This is a genomic window from Achromobacter insuavis, assembly GCF_902859645.1.
Classification (GTDB): Bacteria; Pseudomonadota; Gammaproteobacteria; order Burkholderiales; family Burkholderiaceae_B; genus Achromobacter; species Achromobacter insuavis.
Genome location: NZ_CADIJR010000045.1, coordinates 28,335 through 44,362 on the forward strand (window position 1 = coordinate 28,335; position 16,028 = coordinate 44,362).

Below are 16,028 nucleotides of genomic sequence, written 5' to 3' on the forward strand. Positions count from 1 at the left end.
TCGTCAGACCTGCGCCAGGCGCTCCAGCGCGGCATCGAGCGTGGCGTCTTTCTTGGCGAAGCAGAAGCGCACGATGCGATGGTTCGATTCGGCCGCGTCGGGCTTCTGGTAGAAGGCCGAAACGGGAATCACCGTAACGCCGTGGCGCACCGTCAGGTCGCGCGCGAAGTCCGCTTCGTTCTGCTTGGAGATCTCGCTGTAGTCGGCCAGCAGGAAGAACGTGCCGGGGCTGGGCAGCGGCTTGAAACGCGTCTTGGCCAGGCCTTGCGACAGGCGGTCGCGCTTGGCCTGGTAGAACGCCGGCAGCTCCAGGTAGGGCTTGGGATCGCGCATGAATTCGGCCAGCGCGAACTGCATCGGCGAGGGCACCGTGAACACCATGAACTGGTGCACTTTGCGCAGCTCGGCGCTGAGCTGGCGCGGCGCGCAGCAGTAGCCGATCTTCCAGCCGGTGGTGTGATAGGTCTTGCCGAACGACGAGATCACGAACGCATGTTCGGCCAGCAGCGGACGGCGCGCGATGCTGGCATGCGGCTTGCCGTCGAACACGATGTGTTCGTAGACCTCGTCCGACACCAGCAGCACGCCGGTGTCGCGCACGATGGCTTCGAGCGCGTCCAGGTCGCTGTCGTCCAGCACGGCCCCGGTGGGGTTGTGCGGGAAGTTCAGCATCAGCAGGCGGGTCTTGGATGTGATGGCGTCGCGCACGCGCTGCCAGTCGATGCGGTAGTAAGGATCCTCGGCGGTGGGCGCGCGCAGCGGCACCGGCACCGCGGTGCCGCCGGCCAGGCGGATGGCCGGCAGGTAGGAGTCGTAGCAGGGCTCGATGACGACGACTTCGTCGCCGCTGTTGACCGCGGCCAGCACGGTGGCCATCAGCGCCTCGGTGGCGCCGCTGGTGACGGTGATCTCGGTTTCCGGGTCGTAGGCGCGGCCATACAGGGCCTGCGTCTTGGCGGCGATGGCTTCGCGCAGCGGCGCCACGCCGGGCATGTAGGGATATTGGTTATGGCCGTCGGCCATGGCCTTGCTGACCAGCGCGCACAGTGCGGGATCGGGATCGAAGTCCGGAAAGCCCTGGCCCAGGTTGATGGCCTTGTGCTCGATGGCCAGGCGGCTCATGACGGTGAAGATGGTGGTGCCGACGTCGGGAAGTTTGGATCGGATCATGGTGGACGCGAAGTGGAACGCTGGGTGTGCAAGAGAGTTTTCGTAAGTATCCCACTAACTCATAATTCGGTTTTCTCATGAGCTTATAGGCGTGGGCGGTATCGTGGTTCAAAACATGTTGTGGAGGGTCGTCGGCGGCCTGGCGATCGCGTTGACGGGCGCCTTGCTGGCGCTGTGGATGCATTTGCCGTTGCCGTGGATGCTGGGGGCGTTGCTGCTGACGGCGGCGGTGCGCATCGCGGGCGGCGGCACCGTATGCCCGCGGCCGGCGCGCAATGCCGGGCAGTGGGTCATCGGCACGTCGCTGGGCCTGTATTTCACGCCGCAGGTGATCGGGCACATCGGCAGCAATGCCGGTCCCATCATCGTCGGCATGCTGTTCGCGCTGGGGCTGGCGTTCATCGGCACCGCGATCCTGCGGCGCTATACCGATGCCGATTTCAAAACGGCCTGGTTTTCGTCGGCCATGGGCGGCGCCAGCGAGATGGCCAGCCTGGCGGAACGCCATGGCGCCCGCATCGATCGCGTGGCCACGGCGCACAGCGTGCGGGTGCTGATGGTGGTGATGACGGTGCCGTTCATTTTCCAATGGTGGGGCGTGGCGGGCATCGATCCCACGGTGCCCGGGCCCAGGACCGTGCATGGCGCCGGCCTGGCCGCGCTGGTGGCGCTGACCTGCGTCGGCGGCCTGTTCTTCATGAAGCTGCGGTTGCCCAATCCGTGGGTGCTGGGGCCGATGCTGATGGCGATGATCCTGACGGCCAGCAGCATCGAGTTGTCCGCGTTGCCGGACTTCGTGCCGAAGGTCGGCCAGCTCTTCATCGGCTGGTCGCTGGGCGACCGTTATCGGCCGGATTTCTTCCGCGCGGCGCCGCGCTTCATCGCGGCGGTGGCGGTGTTCACGGTGATCGCGCTGGCCTTGGCATTCGGCCTGGGCGCGCTGTTGTCATTGTGGTCCGCGGCGCCGGTGCCGACGCTGATCCTGGGCACCACGCCGGGCGGCATCGCGGAGATGGCGATCACGGCCAAGGTGCTGCAGCTGGGCGTGCCGGTGGTGACCGCATTCCACGTGTCGCGCATGGTGTTCGTGGTGATCGTGACCGGGCCGATGTACGCGTTCCTGGCGCGGCGGCAGGCAAATTCCGCGTAGCGGTATTGAGCTTCCAGTCAGAAAAATACGACACATTGGGGAAAACAACTATATGAGTCTGTAATGCGGGATGAGTATGCTGATTCCGCAGTTGATTCAAGCAGCGCGCGGACTTGTTCTGCCGCTTTTGCGGCAAGCGAGAACGCAGCACCAACGCAGGTATCCCTACCGGTCGTTCAGTTCTCACGGCGTCCTTGATTCATTGCATTTCGTTAATTACAGGACGCTAGGAAAATGGCTCAGAAGGGCAAAGTCAAGTGGTTCAACGCTGACAAGGGTTACGGTTTCATTACGCCGGATGCTGGTGGCACCGACGTGTTCGCACACTTTTCCGCCATCCAGGGCCGCGGCTATCGCAGCCTGAACGAAGGCCAGGAAGTCGAATTCGAAGTCAAGGATGGTCCGAAAGGACCTCAAGCGGCCGAAATTCGCCCGCTCTAAATCGGGAAATCCCAATTTCCCGTCCGCCAGGCCTGGCCTGGCTACAACGCCCCAGAACCTCGCGGTCTGGGGCGTTGTTTCATTTGCGGCGCGGGTTTTCTTGCCCGGCTATTTCCGTGATGTTAGTGCTCACTAACATATCCTCGAGCGTTGGATAAGTTTGTGGATAATTATTTTCGGGCATGTGCATAGCGCTGCGCAGTAATGAAGCACGCTGCGTTTGCGCCGGGGAGTTTTGCACAATTTTCGGAAAGATCCGCAGGCGGAACGCTGCGCTCGACTCGTCACCGGCGCCCGCATGCCGGCCAGGGCGCGTTTCATGGGAAACCGCGTGTTTCCCTAGGAAAACCGGGCGTTTACGGCATTTTTTCGTCTGCCTGGCCGGGCTGAATCTGGCGCTGGCGGAGCAGCATTGATGCTCGCCATGACGCATTTTTATCCATTCGCGTCGCGGTTGTTCACAAAGATATCCCCATCCCGGTTATGCACAGAATGACACCTTGGATAGCCAAAAGGTGGGGGCTCAGCCTGTGGATAGAAATGGGGATAGCGAATCGGAAATGGGTTTACGAGGATCGCCCGACGGTGCACTGCCGTCGAGTTTGACGCCGGGAACGCCATGTTGTGGATTTCATGTGAAAGCGGATTTGCTCCCGGATTATGTGCCGGCGAGTTTTCCACAGTCGGGTCGCCGCGTCCGCGGTTGGCGTAGAGGCGTGTCAGCCGAAAGGATGATGGCGCGAAACTTCCAGGACGGGCAAGATGATTCTCCGATCAAGCGTCGCGCCTGGACTTGTGTGTTGTGGCGCGATGCATCCGCCGGCGGCGAGGATAAATATGTGAATAAGTCGCCGATGCCTGCTTAAGGCGCGGTTGGACTTTTGCCCCGGTTTGAAGTTCCCCGTTAAGTTCAGGGGCAATGTCTCACTCGCGTGATCGGAATGTTCAGGAATATGGCTTTTCCGTGCTCGCGCCCGGCTCCGCGTTTTGGCCGCGCTTATCGAACCGATAGCGGCAGCTTATCCACAATCTTTTCCACTGTTTTTCCCGCCTGCCACCGTATCGTCCCGGGTATACCTGCCGGGCGGATCGCAGACGTTGCAGGCATGGCGATTCAGTTCTCCGGCCCATGCTTTCCCAGGCAGCGCGTTGCGAATTTGTGTGGTTTCCGCAATCTGGGTAATTCCCTGTCGAGTCGGTTCAGAGCCACATTCGCAGCCTCCCCGTTGACGGCAGCGTCAAGTTATCCCCAGAGTTGTTCCACGTGAAACCGGGTCCGCGGAGGCGTTCGAGCTTGTGGATGCTTTTGTGCATAAGGTGCTGGTGAGTCTGCCTTGTCTCGGCTTTGTGCCGGCGAGCCTGATTTCCATTCATGCCTTTGCCCTGGCTGTGCGCCGACAGGATTCTGCTTGCGGCCGATTGTTCCGGTGACGCGGGGAGGGAGGGTGGCGGCGGGAACCGACTGCTTCGGGCTTGCGACCTGGACGGTCTAAGCGGCAACGGCGCCGGATTCGGCATAGGCGTTTAGTGTTTCAGTTGAATGACGGGAGACATTCAAGATGAAGGGCTGCGATGGCGGTGGTGAAGATTGTGAGATTCGATGCGTGCAGACTGGCCCGGAGCGATATGCTGTTTCACGTGGAACAGGAAAAATTCGGGATGTTTTGGGGGTAGGGGTAGGGTAGGGGTGATAAAACCCAAATTTTCCCGCGTCGATGAACTATCCGAATGGCCGGGCGGCAGCACTTCTTTTCCTATGTTCTTGGAGTGACTCGGCCGAGATTCTGGAGCTGACGGGCTGGCAGGAACGGGTTTTCAAAGCGAGTAGGCTATAGAGGCGACGTATCTCACGTGATGTTCCACGTGGAACATCAACTTGGACTTGGTGGCCCAGCTACTAATTGGCATCGGTTCAAAGGACTCTCACCCGGCATGTTCCACGTGAAACATCGGATCAGGACGTCGGCAGGGGGAGGGTATGACTATGTCTAGCTGGTGTGCAGGCTGACGTATTCCCCTGAGCAAGGTATTCAAGTGAGCGATGTTTCACGTGAAACATTGGTCTCCAGCGGGAGGCACAGGGCGAATGAAGGGCTGCCGACCGTCGAGGCATCGATAGATATCCTGGCCCGAGTCTTCGATAGACCCAGATCAATTCCCTCCACAGACAGGCGCGCAGGCATGTTTCACGTGAAACATAGGAGGAAGGCCAAGGTCGAACGAGGGAAGGGTAAAGACTCACGAAGCACCCAACCTGGGCCAACCCAAGACCTGAATGCACTTGATGAACGGTATTGGACAGTCAGTCCGACCGGGGCACACTGCATGTTTCACGTGAAACATCGCCAGGTCCGGGCGTAGCCACAGGATGTTCCACGTGAAACATCCCCCTAACAGCGGCAGATGCCGACATATTCAAACGTCGATCGAGTCGCCCTCGTTGCCAATTTGCACACGAGGTCGAGTGTTACTACCTGCATTGCTGCACCGAACCATGTTTCACGTGAAACATGCACCCCCTGCCTCTATAATGAGCACCGAACGCTCTCTTATCTCCCCATCATGGATTATCCCCGCGAATTCGATGTCATCGTCGTCGGTGGCGGCCACGCCGGTACCGAAGCGGCGCTGGCTGCGGCACGCACTGGTGCCCAGACGCTGCTGCTGACTCACAACATCGAGACCCTAGGCCAAATGTCCTGCAATCCCTCCATCGGCGGGATTGGCAAGGGCCATCTCGTCAAAGAAGTCGATGCCCTTGGCGGCGCCATGGCGCTGGCGACGGACGAGGCGGGGATTCAGTTTCGTATCCTGAACGGCTCCAAGGGCCCGGCCGTGCGCGCTACCCGCGCGCAGGCGGACCGGGTGCTGTACCGCAAGGCCATCCGTGGCCGCCTGGAGAACCAGCCCAACCTCTGGTTGTTCCAGCAGGCGGTGGAGGATCTGATGGTGGAGGGCGACCGCGTGGTCGGCGCCGTTACCCAGGTCGGCCTGAAGTTCCGGGCGAAGACGGTGGTCCTGACCGCCGGCACGTTCCTGAACGGCCTGATCCACGTGGGACTGCAGAACTATTCGGGCGGCCGCGCTGGCGACCCCCCGGCGATTTCCCTGGGGCAGCGCCTCAAGGAACTGCAGCTGCCGCAAGGCCGCCTGAAGACCGGCACGCCGCCGCGCATCGACGGCCGCAGCATCAACTACAGCATCCTGGAAGAGCAGCCGGGCGACCTGGACCCGATTCCGGTGTTCTCGTACATGGGCAACGTGGCCATGCACCCGCGGCAGCTGCCGTGCTGGATCACGCATACCAACGCCCGCACCCACGACATCATCCGCGGCGGCCTGGACCGCTCGCCGATGTACAGCGGCGTCATCGAGGGTGTTGGCCCGCGCTACTGCCCGTCGATCGAAGACAAGATCCACCGCTTCGCCGACAAGGAATCGCACCAGGTCTTCCTGGAACCGGAAGGTCTGGACACGCACGAGGTCTATCCGAACGGCGTTTCCACCAGCCTGCCTTTCGATGTGCAGCTGGACCTGATCCATTCCTTGCCCGGCCTGGAAAACGCGCACATCCTGCGCCCCGGCTACGCCATCGAATACGACTACTTCGATCCACGTGGATTGAAGAGCACGCTGGAAACCAAGGCGATCTCCGGTCTGTACTTCGCCGGCCAGATCAACGGCACCACCGGCTACGAAGAAGCCGCGGCCCAAGGCCTGCTGGCCGGAGTCAACGCCGCCCTGTCGTCGCTCGGCCGCGACCCCTGGACGCCGCGGCGCGACGAGGCCTACCTCGGTGTGCTGGTGGACGACCTGGTCACCCGCGGCGTGACCGAGCCGTACCGCATGTTCACCTCGCGCGCCGAATACCGCCTGAGCCTGCGTGAAGACAATGCCGACCTGCGCCTGACCGAAATCGGCCGCCAGCTCGGCATCGTCGACGACGCCCGCTGGGACGCGTTCAACCGCAAGCGCGATGCTGTCGCCGCCGAAGTCGAGCGCCTGAAGTCGTCGTGGGTCAACCCGCGCGTGCTGCCGCTGGAAGTGGCCGAACCGCTGCTGGGCAAGGCGATTGAACGTGAGTACTCACTTGCAGACCTGCTTAAACGGCCCAATGTTTCCTATGAAGCGCTGATGGCCGCCCGCAACACCGACGGCACGCTGCTGGCCGGTCCGGGCGTGGTCGAGGACGAGGTCCTGGCCGAGCAGGTCGAGATCCAGGTCAAGTACGCCGGCTACATCGCCCGCCAGCAGGACGAAGTACAGAAACAGATCGCGCACGAACAACAGCCGATCCCGGCCGACGTCGACTACGACGCCGTGACCAGCCTGTCGTTCGAAGTGCGCCAGAAACTCAAGACGCATCGGCCCGAAACCATCGGCCAGGCCGCCCGCATTTCGGGCGTGACGCCGGCGGCGATCTCGCTGCTGCTGATCCACCTGAAGCGCCTGCACTACGGCTCGCGCAAGCAAGCCGCATGAGCGCCCATCCCCAACCGGCCGGCGCGGACATGGCCGGCCGCCTTTCGCATGCCTTCGAGCAGCTCGGACTGCAGGCGGACGCCGCCGCGGCCGCCAAGCTGCTCGACTACCTGGCGCAGATGCAGCGCTGGAACCGGACCTACAACCTGACCGCGATCCGCGATCCGCAGCAGATGCTGGTGCAGCACCTGTTCGACAGCCTGGCCGCCGTGGGGCCGTTCAGCGAAGCGCTGGGCGCGCCCGGCACGCCAGCCAAGGTCTACGACGTCGGCTCCGGCGGCGGGTTGCCCGGCGTCGTCCTGGCGGTCATGCGGCCCGAATGGTCGGTGACCTGCATCGACGCCGTTGAAAAGAAAACCGCATTCGTCCGGCAGATGAGCGGCGCGCTGGCGCTGCCGAATCTGCAGGCGCGCCACGCGCGCATCGAAACGCTGGAACCCGCCGGCTGCAACATTGTGACGTCGCGCGCATTCGCCTCCTTGGAGGATTTTGCGATGCTCGCGGGCAGACATGTGGACAACGGTGGTACCCTCGTCGCCATGAAGGGCAAGGTCCCGGATGATGAAATCCAGGCGCTGCACGCGCGTGGGGAATGGCAAGTCGACCATATTCAGCCGCTCCGGGTGCCGGAGCTGCAAGCAGAACGCTGCCTGATCTGGATGCGCCGCAGTCAAGGAACCCTATGAAGAACTTACCCCCCAGCTCGACCGCCCGCGTTTTCTGCATCGCCAACCAGAAGGGCGGTGTCGGCAAGACGACCACCGCCATCAACCTGGCGGCCGGGCTGGCCACGCACAAGCAACGCGTGCTGCTGGTGGACCTGGACCCGCAAGGCAACGCCACCATGGGCAGCGGCATCGACAAGAATTCGCTCGAGTCGAACCTGTACCAGGTGCTGATCGGCGAAGCCACCATCGAGCAGGCACGCGTGCGCTCCGAGTCGGGCGGCTATGACGTGCTGCCCGCCAACCGCGAACTGTCCGGCGCCGAGATCGACCTGGTGCAGATGGATGAACGCGAGCGCCAGCTCAAGGCCGCCATCGACACCGTCGGCAGCCAGTACGACTTCGTGCTCATCGATTGCCCGCCGACGCTGTCGCTGCTGACGCTGAACGGCCTGGCTGCAGCGCACGGCGTCATCATTCCGATGCAGTGCGAATACTTCGCGCTCGAAGGCCTGTCCGACCTGGTCAACACCATCAAGCGCGTGCATCGCAACATCAACGATGACCTGCGCGTCATCGGCCTGCTGCGCGTGATGTTCGACCCGCGCATGACCCTGCAGCAGCAGGTGTCGGCGCAGCTCGAATCGCACTTCGGCGACAAGGTCTTCAAGACCGTGGTGCCGCGCAACGTGCGGCTGGCCGAAGCGCCCAGCTATGGCATGCCCGGCGTGGTGTACGACCGCGCCTCGCGTGGCGCGCAGGCGTACATCTCCTTCGGCGCCGAAATGATCGAGCGCGTCCGCGAACTCAACAAGTAAGCCGCCCGCATGTCCGCCGTCACGCGCCTGTCCCCGGACTCCACCCATACCCGCACGCCGCCCGTCGACGTGCGCGACGCGTTGCGCGTGCGGCTGGAAGAGGCCGCGCTCAATGCCACGGCGGTGCGCGCGCAGGTGCTCTACGACGGCTGGCTGGTGCGTTTCGCGCCGTCGTCCGCCAAACGGGTACGCAGCATCAATGTGCTGGGGTTATCCACACGTCCGCTCGATGAGCGGCTGGCGTATTGTTCAACGTTGTACGCGCGCCATGGCCTGCCCATGGTGCTGCGCCTGACCTCCCTCGGCCCCGATTTCGCCCTGGATGCCGAACTGGCGTCGCGGGGCTACCTCCTTACCGAAGAGACCCGAGTCATGAGCATGCCGCTCGCCCCCAGGCTGGCCGCCCGGGGCGATCTGCTTTTCAGGACAGTGGACGCTGCCCGCTTCGCGGCGGCGGTCGGACGCATGCGCGATTCCCGGCCCGAGCACATCGCCGAGCATCAGGCGCGTCTGGAGGGGCTGGCTGTGGATATCTTGCCGGTGCTGGCGTTCGACGCCGCTGGCGAATGCGTGGCGGGCGGCATGGCCGTGCGGGATGGCGATCTCGCGGGGCTGTTCGACATCGTGACGGACCCCGCGCAGCGGCGCAAGGGGCACGCCGCGATGTTGGTCGAACATCTGCTGGCCGTGTGCGTCGAAGACGGCGCCACCACGGCCTATCTGCAGGTGGAGCCGCAAAACACCGCCGCGCGCGCTTTGTATGGCCGCTACGGTTTCAAAGACTGTTATGCGTATTGGTACCGCCTGCCCGCCGAGCAGGCGGCCGCCTGAGCTTCGCTCGGGATACCAAAAACAGAAGGAAAGAGGATTTAACTATGGCCACCAAGAAACCCAAGGGATTGGGTCGCGGACTTGACGCTTTGCTGGGCGCCGACGCGCCCGCCATCGACAACATCGGCAAGGCCCCGGCCAAGCCCGAGGGTCTGCCGTCCACCCTGCCTGTTTCGAAGATGCGGGCCGGCAAGTATCAGCCGCGCACCCGCATGGACGAGGGCGCGTTGGGCGAGCTGGCCGAGTCGATTCGCACACAAGGCATCATGCAACCCATTCTTGTGCGCGCGCTGGGCGATGCGCCCGGCCATTACGAAATCATCGCGGGCGAACGCCGTTTCCGCGCCGCGCAGCTGGCCGGCCTGAAGGAAGTGCCGGTGCTGGTGCGCGAAGTCGCCGACGAAAACGCGGCCGTCATGGCGCTGATCGAGAACATCCAGCGCGAAGACCTGAACCCGCTGGAAGAGGCGCATGGCGTGCGCCGCCTGCTGGACGAATTCGGCCTGACCCACGAGCAGGCCGCCCAGGCCATCGGCCGCTCGCGCTCGGCCACCAGCAACCTGCTGCGCCTGTTGAACCTGGCTGCCGCGGTGCAGACCATGCTGCTGGCCGGCGACGTCGACATGGGCCATGCGCGCGCGCTGCTGGCGGTGGACGCGGCCACGCAGATCCAGCTGGCCAACCAGATCATCGCGCGCCGCCTGTCGGTGCGCGAAGCCGAAAAGCTGGTCGCCAAGACCGCCAAGGAAGCCGAGAGCGCCGCCTCGCCCAAGAAGAAGGCCAACGGCGTGTCGCGCGACCTGACGCGCCTGGAAGAGGCGCTGTCCGACCATCTGGGCACGCGCGTGGCGCTGAAGGTCGGCGCCAAGGAAAAGGGCCAGATCGTCATCGACTTCCATGGCTGGGAACACCTGAATTCGCTGCTGGAACGGCAGGGCCTGTCGGGAGTCGTCGATGCCTGAGCAGGCATTGCCGGTCGTCGCGGTCCTGGCCACCGGCGGCACCATCGCCGGCGCGCAGGCCGACGCCACTTCCGCCGGCTACAAGTCGGGCTCCTTCTCGGTGGGCGACCTGCTGGCCGCCGTGCCGCAGCTGTCGACGCTGGCCGACATCCGCGCCGAACAGGTCGCCAACGTCGGCAGCCAGAACATGACGCATGACGTCTGGCGCGCGTTGGCGCGCCGTGTCGATGCGCTGTGCGCCGATCCGTCGGTGGCCGGCATCGTCATCACGCATGGCACCGACACGCTTGAAGAGACCGCGTACTTTCTCAGCCTGGTGATCCAGCACGACAAGCCGGTGGTGCTGGTGGGCGCGATGCGCCCGGCCACCGCGCTGGGCGCCGAAGGCCCGGCGAACCTGTACAACGCCGTGGCGCTGGCGCGCCATCCCGACGCGCGCGGCCGCGGGCCGCTGGTCGTCATGAACGAAGACGTGCACTACGCCCGCGAACTGCAGAAGATCGCCAGCGCCGGCATCAACGCCTTCGCCTCGCCCAATCGCGGTCGCGCCGGCGTGATGCATGGCGGCACGCCGTGCTTCTATTCACGCAACACCACCACGCACACGACACAAAGCGAGTTTTCACTCGCATTGCTGGAAAAGGCCGGCTGGCCGCGCGTGGATATCGTTTATGCGCACGCCGACCTGCAAGGCGACGTCATCGATTTCATCGCGCGCCAGGCCGACGGCATCGTGCTGGCGGGCGTGGGTGACGGCAATGCCACCGACCTGGCCATCGATGCCCTGACCCGCGCCGCCGCCGACGGCGTCGCGGTGGCGCGGTCCAGCCGCACCGGCAGCGGTTTCGTCGCGCGCGACGTCGAGCTGGATGACGCGGCGCTGGGTTTCGTCGCCGCCGGCGACCTGAATCCGCAGAAGGCCCGCGTCCTGCTGATGCTGGCGCTGTGCGTCACGCGTGAACCCGCGGCGCTGCAGCGCTGCTTCGATCGCTACTGAGCGGGGCCCACGGCGGCATTCAACGGGGCTGTCCCCGCGATGCCGCCGCTACGGATTGGGCGGCGCGTCCGCGCCGTGCGCCAATCCCAGGCTGGTGCGCAGCATGTCGTAGACCTGCCGCGTCAGCGGATTGATCAGATCCCGCCTTATCCACAGGAAGTACGTCACGTCCGGCAAGGGCGGCAGGCCTTCCTTTTCCCCCAGCACCCGCATTTCCGGCGCCAGCAGTTCGACGCTGCGCGCCGTCACGCCCAGGCCCGCGCGCAGCGCGGCCTTGATGCCGACCAGGTTGGGCGCCACGTAGTTGGTGTGCCAGCGCACCTGCGCCTGTTCCAGCGCGGTCAGCGCCAGGCGGCGGAAGATGCTGGGCTCGTCGGCCAGCACCAGCGGCACCGGCGCGTTGATGTCGTGCACGTAGTCGGCCGAGGCCAGCCACACCGTGGGCGAGGTGCGCAGCGCCACGCCTTCGAATTCCTGGTCGAAGCGGGTCGAGATGGTCAGGTCCAGTTCGCCGGCCCGCAGCGCATCCATCAGGAACGGGCTGCGGTCGGTGCGGATCTCCAGTTTCACGCGCGGCGCCGAGCGCGCGATGTGGGTCAGCAGGGTCGGCAGGATGGTGTCGGCCACGTCCAGCGGCGCGCCCAGCCGCAGGTCGCCTTCCAGCGGCGCGTCCTGCAGCGCGCGCAGCGCTTCATCGTTGATGGCCAGCATGTGGCGCGCATATTCGACCAGGCGCCGTCCATGCGTGGATAAGGCCTTGTTGCGCCCCTGTTTCTCGAACAGCGGCAGGCCGATGGCCGCTTCCAGCCGCTGCATCTGCTGCGTCACCGCCGACTGGGTCTTGTGCAGCCGATTGGCCGCTTCCGAAAACGTTTCATGGCGCGCGATCGCGGTCAGCGTGCGCAGCAGGTCCAGATCGAGATTGCGCATGGGAGCGGTGGGTCCAAAGTATTAGCAATGCTTATGGAATATTAAGGCAAATTAAATTGTTGGCGCCTCTTTGCGGCGATACAGTGACTGCAATAACTCATGAAACAAGAGGGAAAGTCACTGTGAGCACCACGCACCCCCAGCAGCAGGGCATCGATAGCGCCATCGGAAATATTAAAAATACTTTAGGAAATAAGGGCCTGAACCGCGACAGCCTGAAGGCCGTGCTGGACGAGCTGATCGGCCTGGCCGGCCATACAGACTGGTGGGCCCAGGACCGCTACCCGGCGCCGGAAGAGGGCGAGCGCCAGGCGCGCTACCTGATCGGCGAAGACGCCGACAAGAGCTACGCGCTCTACCTGAACGTGATGCGCCCCGGCAAGCAGATCGTGCCGCACAACCACACCACCTGGGCCTGTATCGCCGCCGTGGAAGGCGTGGAATACAACTACGTCTACGACCGCACCGACGACGGCTCGGTGCCGGGCGTGGGCCACCTGGAAAAGACCGGCACCGTGGTGGTGGGGCCGGGCGCCGGCATCGCGCTGATGCCCGACGACATCCACGCCGTCGAGATCCAGGGCGACAGTGTCATCCGCCATTTGCACATGTATGGCCGCGCCCTCGAGACGCTGACCGAACGGCTCGCCTTCGACCTGGCGGCCGGCACCTGCAAAGTCATGCCGATCGGCGTGCAGACCCGCCGCTGACCATCATGAACAAGCCCCTGCGGCCCGCGACGCGCCTGCTGCGCGCCGGGCGTCCCCATGCCGGCTGGGTCAACACCCCGGTCACGCGCGCCAGCACGTTTGTGTTCGACAGCGTCGCGGCCTGGCGTGACACCCGCGCCCGCCGCGAACAGGAACGCCTGCCGTCGTACGGCGCGCGCGGCACCGACAGCACGCACGCGCTGGAAGACGCGCTGGTCGAGCTGGAGCAGGGCCATCGCGCGCAGCTGTATCCCACGGGGCAGGCCGCCATCGCCGTCGTGCTGCTGGCCTATCTGCGCGCCGGCGACCACGTGCTGGTGACCGACGCGGTCTATGAACCGGTGCGCCGTTTCTGCGCCGAGCACCTGGCGCGGCTGGGCATCGAATTCACCTTCTATCCGCCGGACGGCGCCGGCCTGGCGCAGCTGCTGCGCCCCAACACGCGCATGATCTATGCCGAGTCGCCCGGCTCGCTGACCTACGAGATGCCGGACCTGCGGCAGCTGGCCGACCTGGCGCGGCGCCACGATTGCTGGCTGGCTGTGGATAACACCTGGGCGTCGGGATTGCTGTGCCAGCCGCTGGCGCTGGGCGCGGATATCTCGATCCTCGCCGCCACCAAGTACCTGGGCGGCCACGCCGACGTGATGATGGGCGCGGTCGTGACCAATGCCCGCGCCTGGCGCGCGCTGGAACGCGCCAGCATCGACTTCGGCCAGACCGTCGGCGCGGACGACGCCTACCTGGTGCTGCGCGGCATGCGTTCGCTGCCGCTGCGCATGGCGCAGCACGCTCGCAGCGCCCTGCGCGTGGCGCAGTGGCTGCAGGGCAGGGCGGAAGTGGCGCGCGTGTTGTGCCCGGCCTTGCCCGACGATCCCGCGCATGCGGTCTGGCGGCGTGAATGCTCGGGCGCCAATGGCCTGTTGACGCTGGAATTCGCCGCCGGCATCGCCGACGCCGACATGGAGCGCGCCATCGACGCGCTGCGCCTGTTCGGCATCGGCGCCTCCTGGGGCGGCTTCGAAAGCCTGGTGATTCCCGTCAATCTGGCCAAGGCGCGCGCCCTGCCCGTCACCGCGCACGGCGCCATGTTGCGCCTGCATATCGGCCTGGAGGATCCGGACGACCTGATCGCCGACCTCGAACAGGCATTCGACCAATTGCGGCCGAGCCTGAAGGCCCCGAACTCCCATTCTCCCGATTCCCTGCGGATTTAACGATGCATTCCCATTCCGACCTGAAACTGGCCGATATTGACTCGCACACCCTCAAGGGCTGGCTGCATGACGGCGGCGAGATTGCGCTGCTGGACGTGCGCGAGCATGGCCAGTACGGTGAGTCCCATCTGTTCTACGCGGCCCCCGTGCCGTTCAGCCGGCTCGAGGCCGACATCGCGCGCCTGGCGCCGCGCCGCGACGTGCGCGTGGTGGTCTACGACGAAGGCGGCGATGACGACGTCGCCGCGCGCGCGGCGACGGCCCTGCGCGCCCTGGGCTACACGCGGGTCTATTGCCTGGCCGGCGGCATCGCGCAATGGCAGCGCGATGGCTATGCCGCCTTCGCCGGCGTCAACGTGCCGAGCAAGACCTTCGGCGAACTGGCCGAAGAAGTTTTCCACACCCCGCGCATCAGCGCCGCCGAGCTGGCCGAGCGCCAGCGCCGCGGCGACGACCTGATCGTGCTGGATGGCCGGCCCTACACCGAATACCAGAAGATGAGCATTCCCGGCGGCATCTGCTGCCCGAATGGCGAGCTGGCGTTGCGCGCCCACACGCTGGCGCGCGACCCCAACACCACCATCGTGATCAATTGCGCCGGCCGCACGCGCAGCATCATCGGCGCGCAGACGCTCATCAACCTGGGCGTGCCCAACCCCGTCTATGCGCTGGAGAACGGCACGCAGGGCTGGTATCTGGCGGACTTCAAGCTGGACCACGGCGCCAGCCGCCGCTACGACGACGCCGTTGCCGCCGCGGACCTGCCCGACCTGGCGCAGCGCTCGGCCGGCCTGGCCCGCCGTCATGGCGTGCCCGAGGTGAACGCCGCGCAGGTGCGTGAATGGCTGAACGACGCCAGCCGCAGCACCTTCCTGTGCGACGTGCGCAGCGCCGAGGAATTCGCGCGCGGCTCGCTGCCTGGCGCCCAGCACACGCCCGGCGGCCAGCTGGTCCAGGCCACCGACCAATACCTGGCGGTGCGCGGCGCGCGCATCGTGGTGTTCGATGGCGAAGGCGTGCGCGCGCCGGTGGTGGCCAGCTGGCTGCGCCAGATGGGCTGGGACGCCAGCGTGCTGCGTGAAGGCGTGGCCGCCGACCTGCAAGCGCCCGTCGCCCCGGCGGCGGAGCCGGCGTTGACGGTGCTCGACGACGCGGCGCTGGCCGCCGCGCTGGCGCAAGGCGCGCAGCTGGTCGACATCCGTTCCAGCATGCGCTATCGCGCGCAGCACATCGACGGCGCGCGCTGGTCGGTGCGGCCGCGTTTCGCCGACCTGGCGCTGGATCCCGCGCGTCCGCTGGTGCTGCTGGCCGACGAACGCGCGCTGGCCGCGTGGGCCGCGGCGGATCTGCGCGCGCTCGGCGTGCGTGACGTCAAGGCCAACCTGGGCACGCCCGCGGGCTGGGCGGCGGCGGGCCTGGCGCTGGCGGCCACGCCGGCCGAACCGGCCGATGCCGATTGCATCGACTACCTGTTCTTCGTGCATGACCGCCACGACGGCAACAAGGCCGCGGCGCGTCAGTACCTTGCCTGGGAAACCAACCTGGTCAAGCAGATCGACGCGCGCGAGCGCGCCGCGTACCGCTTCCCGGCCGGGTGACCGCCGGGGCTGAATGACCCTCGCGGCCGCCACGGCGGCCGCGCCCAATGCTTCATC

The 16,028-nt window shown here is 65.5% G+C and carries 14 protein-coding genes; 11 read left to right on the plus strand and 3 right to left on the minus strand.

All coding sequences use genetic code 11. From position 1 onward, the window contains the following. Window positions 1-3: 3 nt before the first annotated feature. Window positions 4-1,170 carry a pyridoxal phosphate-dependent aminotransferase gene (locus H0523_RS20795; protein WP_054430992.1) on the minus strand — a complete coding sequence of 389 codons (1,167 nt, stop codon included), beginning with the start codon at window positions 1,168-1,170 and terminating at the stop codon, window positions 4-6. Between the two features lie 115 nt (window positions 1,171-1,285). Between H0523_RS20795 and H0523_RS20800 the strand changes: the two genes are divergently transcribed. Next, window positions 1,286-2,320, plus strand: a complete 1,035-nt coding sequence (locus H0523_RS20800; protein WP_054430990.1) for an AbrB family transcriptional regulator — start codon at window positions 1,286-1,288, stop codon at window positions 2,318-2,320. 234 nt (window positions 2,321-2,554) lie between these two features. Then, the gene (locus H0523_RS20805) at window positions 2,555-2,761 is read left to right on the plus strand and encodes a cold-shock protein (protein WP_006389561.1); all 207 of its coding nucleotides are present in this window, start codon (window positions 2,555-2,557) and stop codon (window positions 2,759-2,761) included. 79 nt (window positions 2,762-2,840) lie between these two features. Here the strand turns inward: H0523_RS20805 and H0523_RS20810 are convergent, their stop codons facing one another. Beyond that, on the minus strand, window positions 2,841-3,194 hold the full coding sequence (locus H0523_RS20810; protein ID WP_156350054.1) for a hypothetical protein: 354 nt from the start codon (window positions 3,192-3,194) through the stop codon (window positions 2,841-2,843). 2,129 nt (window positions 3,195-5,323) lie between these two features. On the opposite strand from H0523_RS20810, the gene mnmG reads away from it, so the two are divergent. The 6 genes from mnmG to H0523_RS20840 are packed head-to-tail and all read left to right on the plus strand — an operon-like array spanning window position 5,324 to window position 11,516. Next, window positions 5,324-7,243 (plus strand): tRNA uridine-5-carboxymethylaminomethyl(34) synthesis enzyme MnmG, encoded by a 1,920-nt coding sequence (gene mnmG, locus H0523_RS20815; RefSeq protein WP_054430988.1) that lies wholly within the window; start codon window positions 5,324-5,326, stop codon window positions 7,241-7,243. Continuing rightward, window positions 7,240-7,929, plus strand: coding sequence for a 16S rRNA (guanine(527)-N(7))-methyltransferase RsmG (gene rsmG / locus H0523_RS20820; protein ID WP_054430986.1), 690 nt, complete (start codon window positions 7,240-7,242; stop codon window positions 7,927-7,929). The genes mnmG and rsmG overlap by 4 nt, the downstream gene beginning before the upstream one ends. Next, window positions 7,926-8,726, plus strand: a complete 801-nt coding sequence (locus tag H0523_RS20825) for a ParA family protein (protein WP_049077304.1) — start codon at window positions 7,926-7,928, stop codon at window positions 8,724-8,726. Before rsmG ends, H0523_RS20825 begins: the two co-directional genes overlap by 4 nt. 9 nt (window positions 8,727-8,735) lie before the next feature. Continuing rightward, on the plus strand, window positions 8,736-9,557 hold the full coding sequence (locus H0523_RS20830; RefSeq protein WP_054430984.1) for a GNAT family N-acetyltransferase: 822 nt from the start codon (window positions 8,736-8,738) through the stop codon (window positions 9,555-9,557). Window positions 9,558-9,601: 44 nt separating this feature from the next. Further along, window positions 9,602-10,519 (plus strand): ParB/RepB/Spo0J family partition protein, encoded by a 918-nt coding sequence (locus H0523_RS20835; RefSeq protein WP_054430982.1) that lies wholly within the window; start codon window positions 9,602-9,604, stop codon window positions 10,517-10,519. Then, on the plus strand, window positions 10,512-11,516 hold the full coding sequence (locus H0523_RS20840; protein WP_054430980.1) for an asparaginase: 1,005 nt from the start codon (window positions 10,512-10,514) through the stop codon (window positions 11,514-11,516). Before H0523_RS20835 ends, H0523_RS20840 begins: the two co-directional genes overlap by 8 nt. A gap of 48 nt (window positions 11,517-11,564) precedes the next feature. Here the strand turns inward: H0523_RS20840 and H0523_RS20845 are convergent, their stop codons facing one another. After that, the gene (locus H0523_RS20845) at window positions 11,565-12,446 is read right to left on the minus strand and encodes a LysR substrate-binding domain-containing protein (protein ID WP_054430978.1); all 882 of its coding nucleotides are present in this window, start codon (window positions 12,444-12,446) and stop codon (window positions 11,565-11,567) included. A 122-nt stretch (window positions 12,447-12,568) separates the two neighbouring features. Here H0523_RS20845 and H0523_RS20850 point away from each other — a divergent pair, with 122 nt between their 5' ends. Genes H0523_RS20850 through H0523_RS20860 form a run of 3 tightly spaced genes read left to right on the plus strand, consistent with a single transcriptional unit; the run spans window position 12,569 to window position 15,971 of the window. Then, entirely contained in the window at window positions 12,569-13,156 is a 588-nt protein-coding gene (locus H0523_RS20850) for a cysteine dioxygenase family protein (protein WP_054430976.1), read from the plus strand. Between the two features lie 5 nt (window positions 13,157-13,161). Further along, window positions 13,162-14,373, plus strand: a complete 1,212-nt coding sequence (metC, locus tag H0523_RS20855) for a cystathionine beta-lyase (RefSeq protein WP_054430974.1) — start codon at window positions 13,162-13,164, stop codon at window positions 14,371-14,373. Window positions 14,374-14,375: 2 nt separating this feature from the next. Beyond that, the gene (locus H0523_RS20860) at window positions 14,376-15,971 is read left to right on the plus strand and encodes a rhodanese-like domain-containing protein (protein WP_054430972.1); all 1,596 of its coding nucleotides are present in this window, start codon (window positions 14,376-14,378) and stop codon (window positions 15,969-15,971) included. The last annotated feature ends 57 nt before the right edge of the window (window positions 15,972-16,028 follow it).

Bases quoted from the DNA above. Each gene is read 5' to 3' on its own strand.
- H0523_RS20795 (WP_054430992.1), bottom strand. From the start codon at position 1,170: ATGATCCGATCCAAACTTCCCGACGTCGGCACCACCATCTTCACCGTC.
- H0523_RS20800 (WP_054430990.1), top strand. From the start codon at position 1,286: ATGTTGTGGAGGGTCGTCGGCGGCCTGGCGATCGCGTTGACGGGCGCC.
- H0523_RS20805 (WP_006389561.1), top strand. From the start codon at position 2,555: ATGGCTCAGAAGGGCAAAGTCAAGTGGTTCAACGCTGACAAGGGTTAC.
- H0523_RS20810 (WP_156350054.1), bottom strand. From the start codon at position 3,194: ATGCGTCATGGCGAGCATCAATGCTGCTCCGCCAGCGCCAGATTCAGC.
- mnmG (WP_054430988.1), top strand. From the start codon at position 5,324: ATGGATTATCCCCGCGAATTCGATGTCATCGTCGTCGGTGGCGGCCAC.
- rsmG (WP_054430986.1), top strand. From the start codon at position 7,240: ATGAGCGCCCATCCCCAACCGGCCGGCGCGGACATGGCCGGCCGCCTT.
- H0523_RS20825 (WP_049077304.1), top strand. From the start codon at position 7,926: ATGAAGAACTTACCCCCCAGCTCGACCGCCCGCGTTTTCTGCATCGCC.
- H0523_RS20830 (WP_054430984.1), top strand. From the start codon at position 8,736: ATGTCCGCCGTCACGCGCCTGTCCCCGGACTCCACCCATACCCGCACG.
- H0523_RS20835 (WP_054430982.1), top strand. From the start codon at position 9,602: ATGGCCACCAAGAAACCCAAGGGATTGGGTCGCGGACTTGACGCTTTG.
- H0523_RS20840 (WP_054430980.1), top strand. From the start codon at position 10,512: ATGCCTGAGCAGGCATTGCCGGTCGTCGCGGTCCTGGCCACCGGCGGC.
- H0523_RS20845 (WP_054430978.1), bottom strand. From the start codon at position 12,446: ATGCGCAATCTCGATCTGGACCTGCTGCGCACGCTGACCGCGATCGCG.
- metC (WP_054430974.1), top strand. From the start codon at position 13,162: ATGAACAAGCCCCTGCGGCCCGCGACGCGCCTGCTGCGCGCCGGGCGT.
- H0523_RS20860 (WP_054430972.1), top strand. From the start codon at position 14,376: ATGCATTCCCATTCCGACCTGAAACTGGCCGATATTGACTCGCACACC.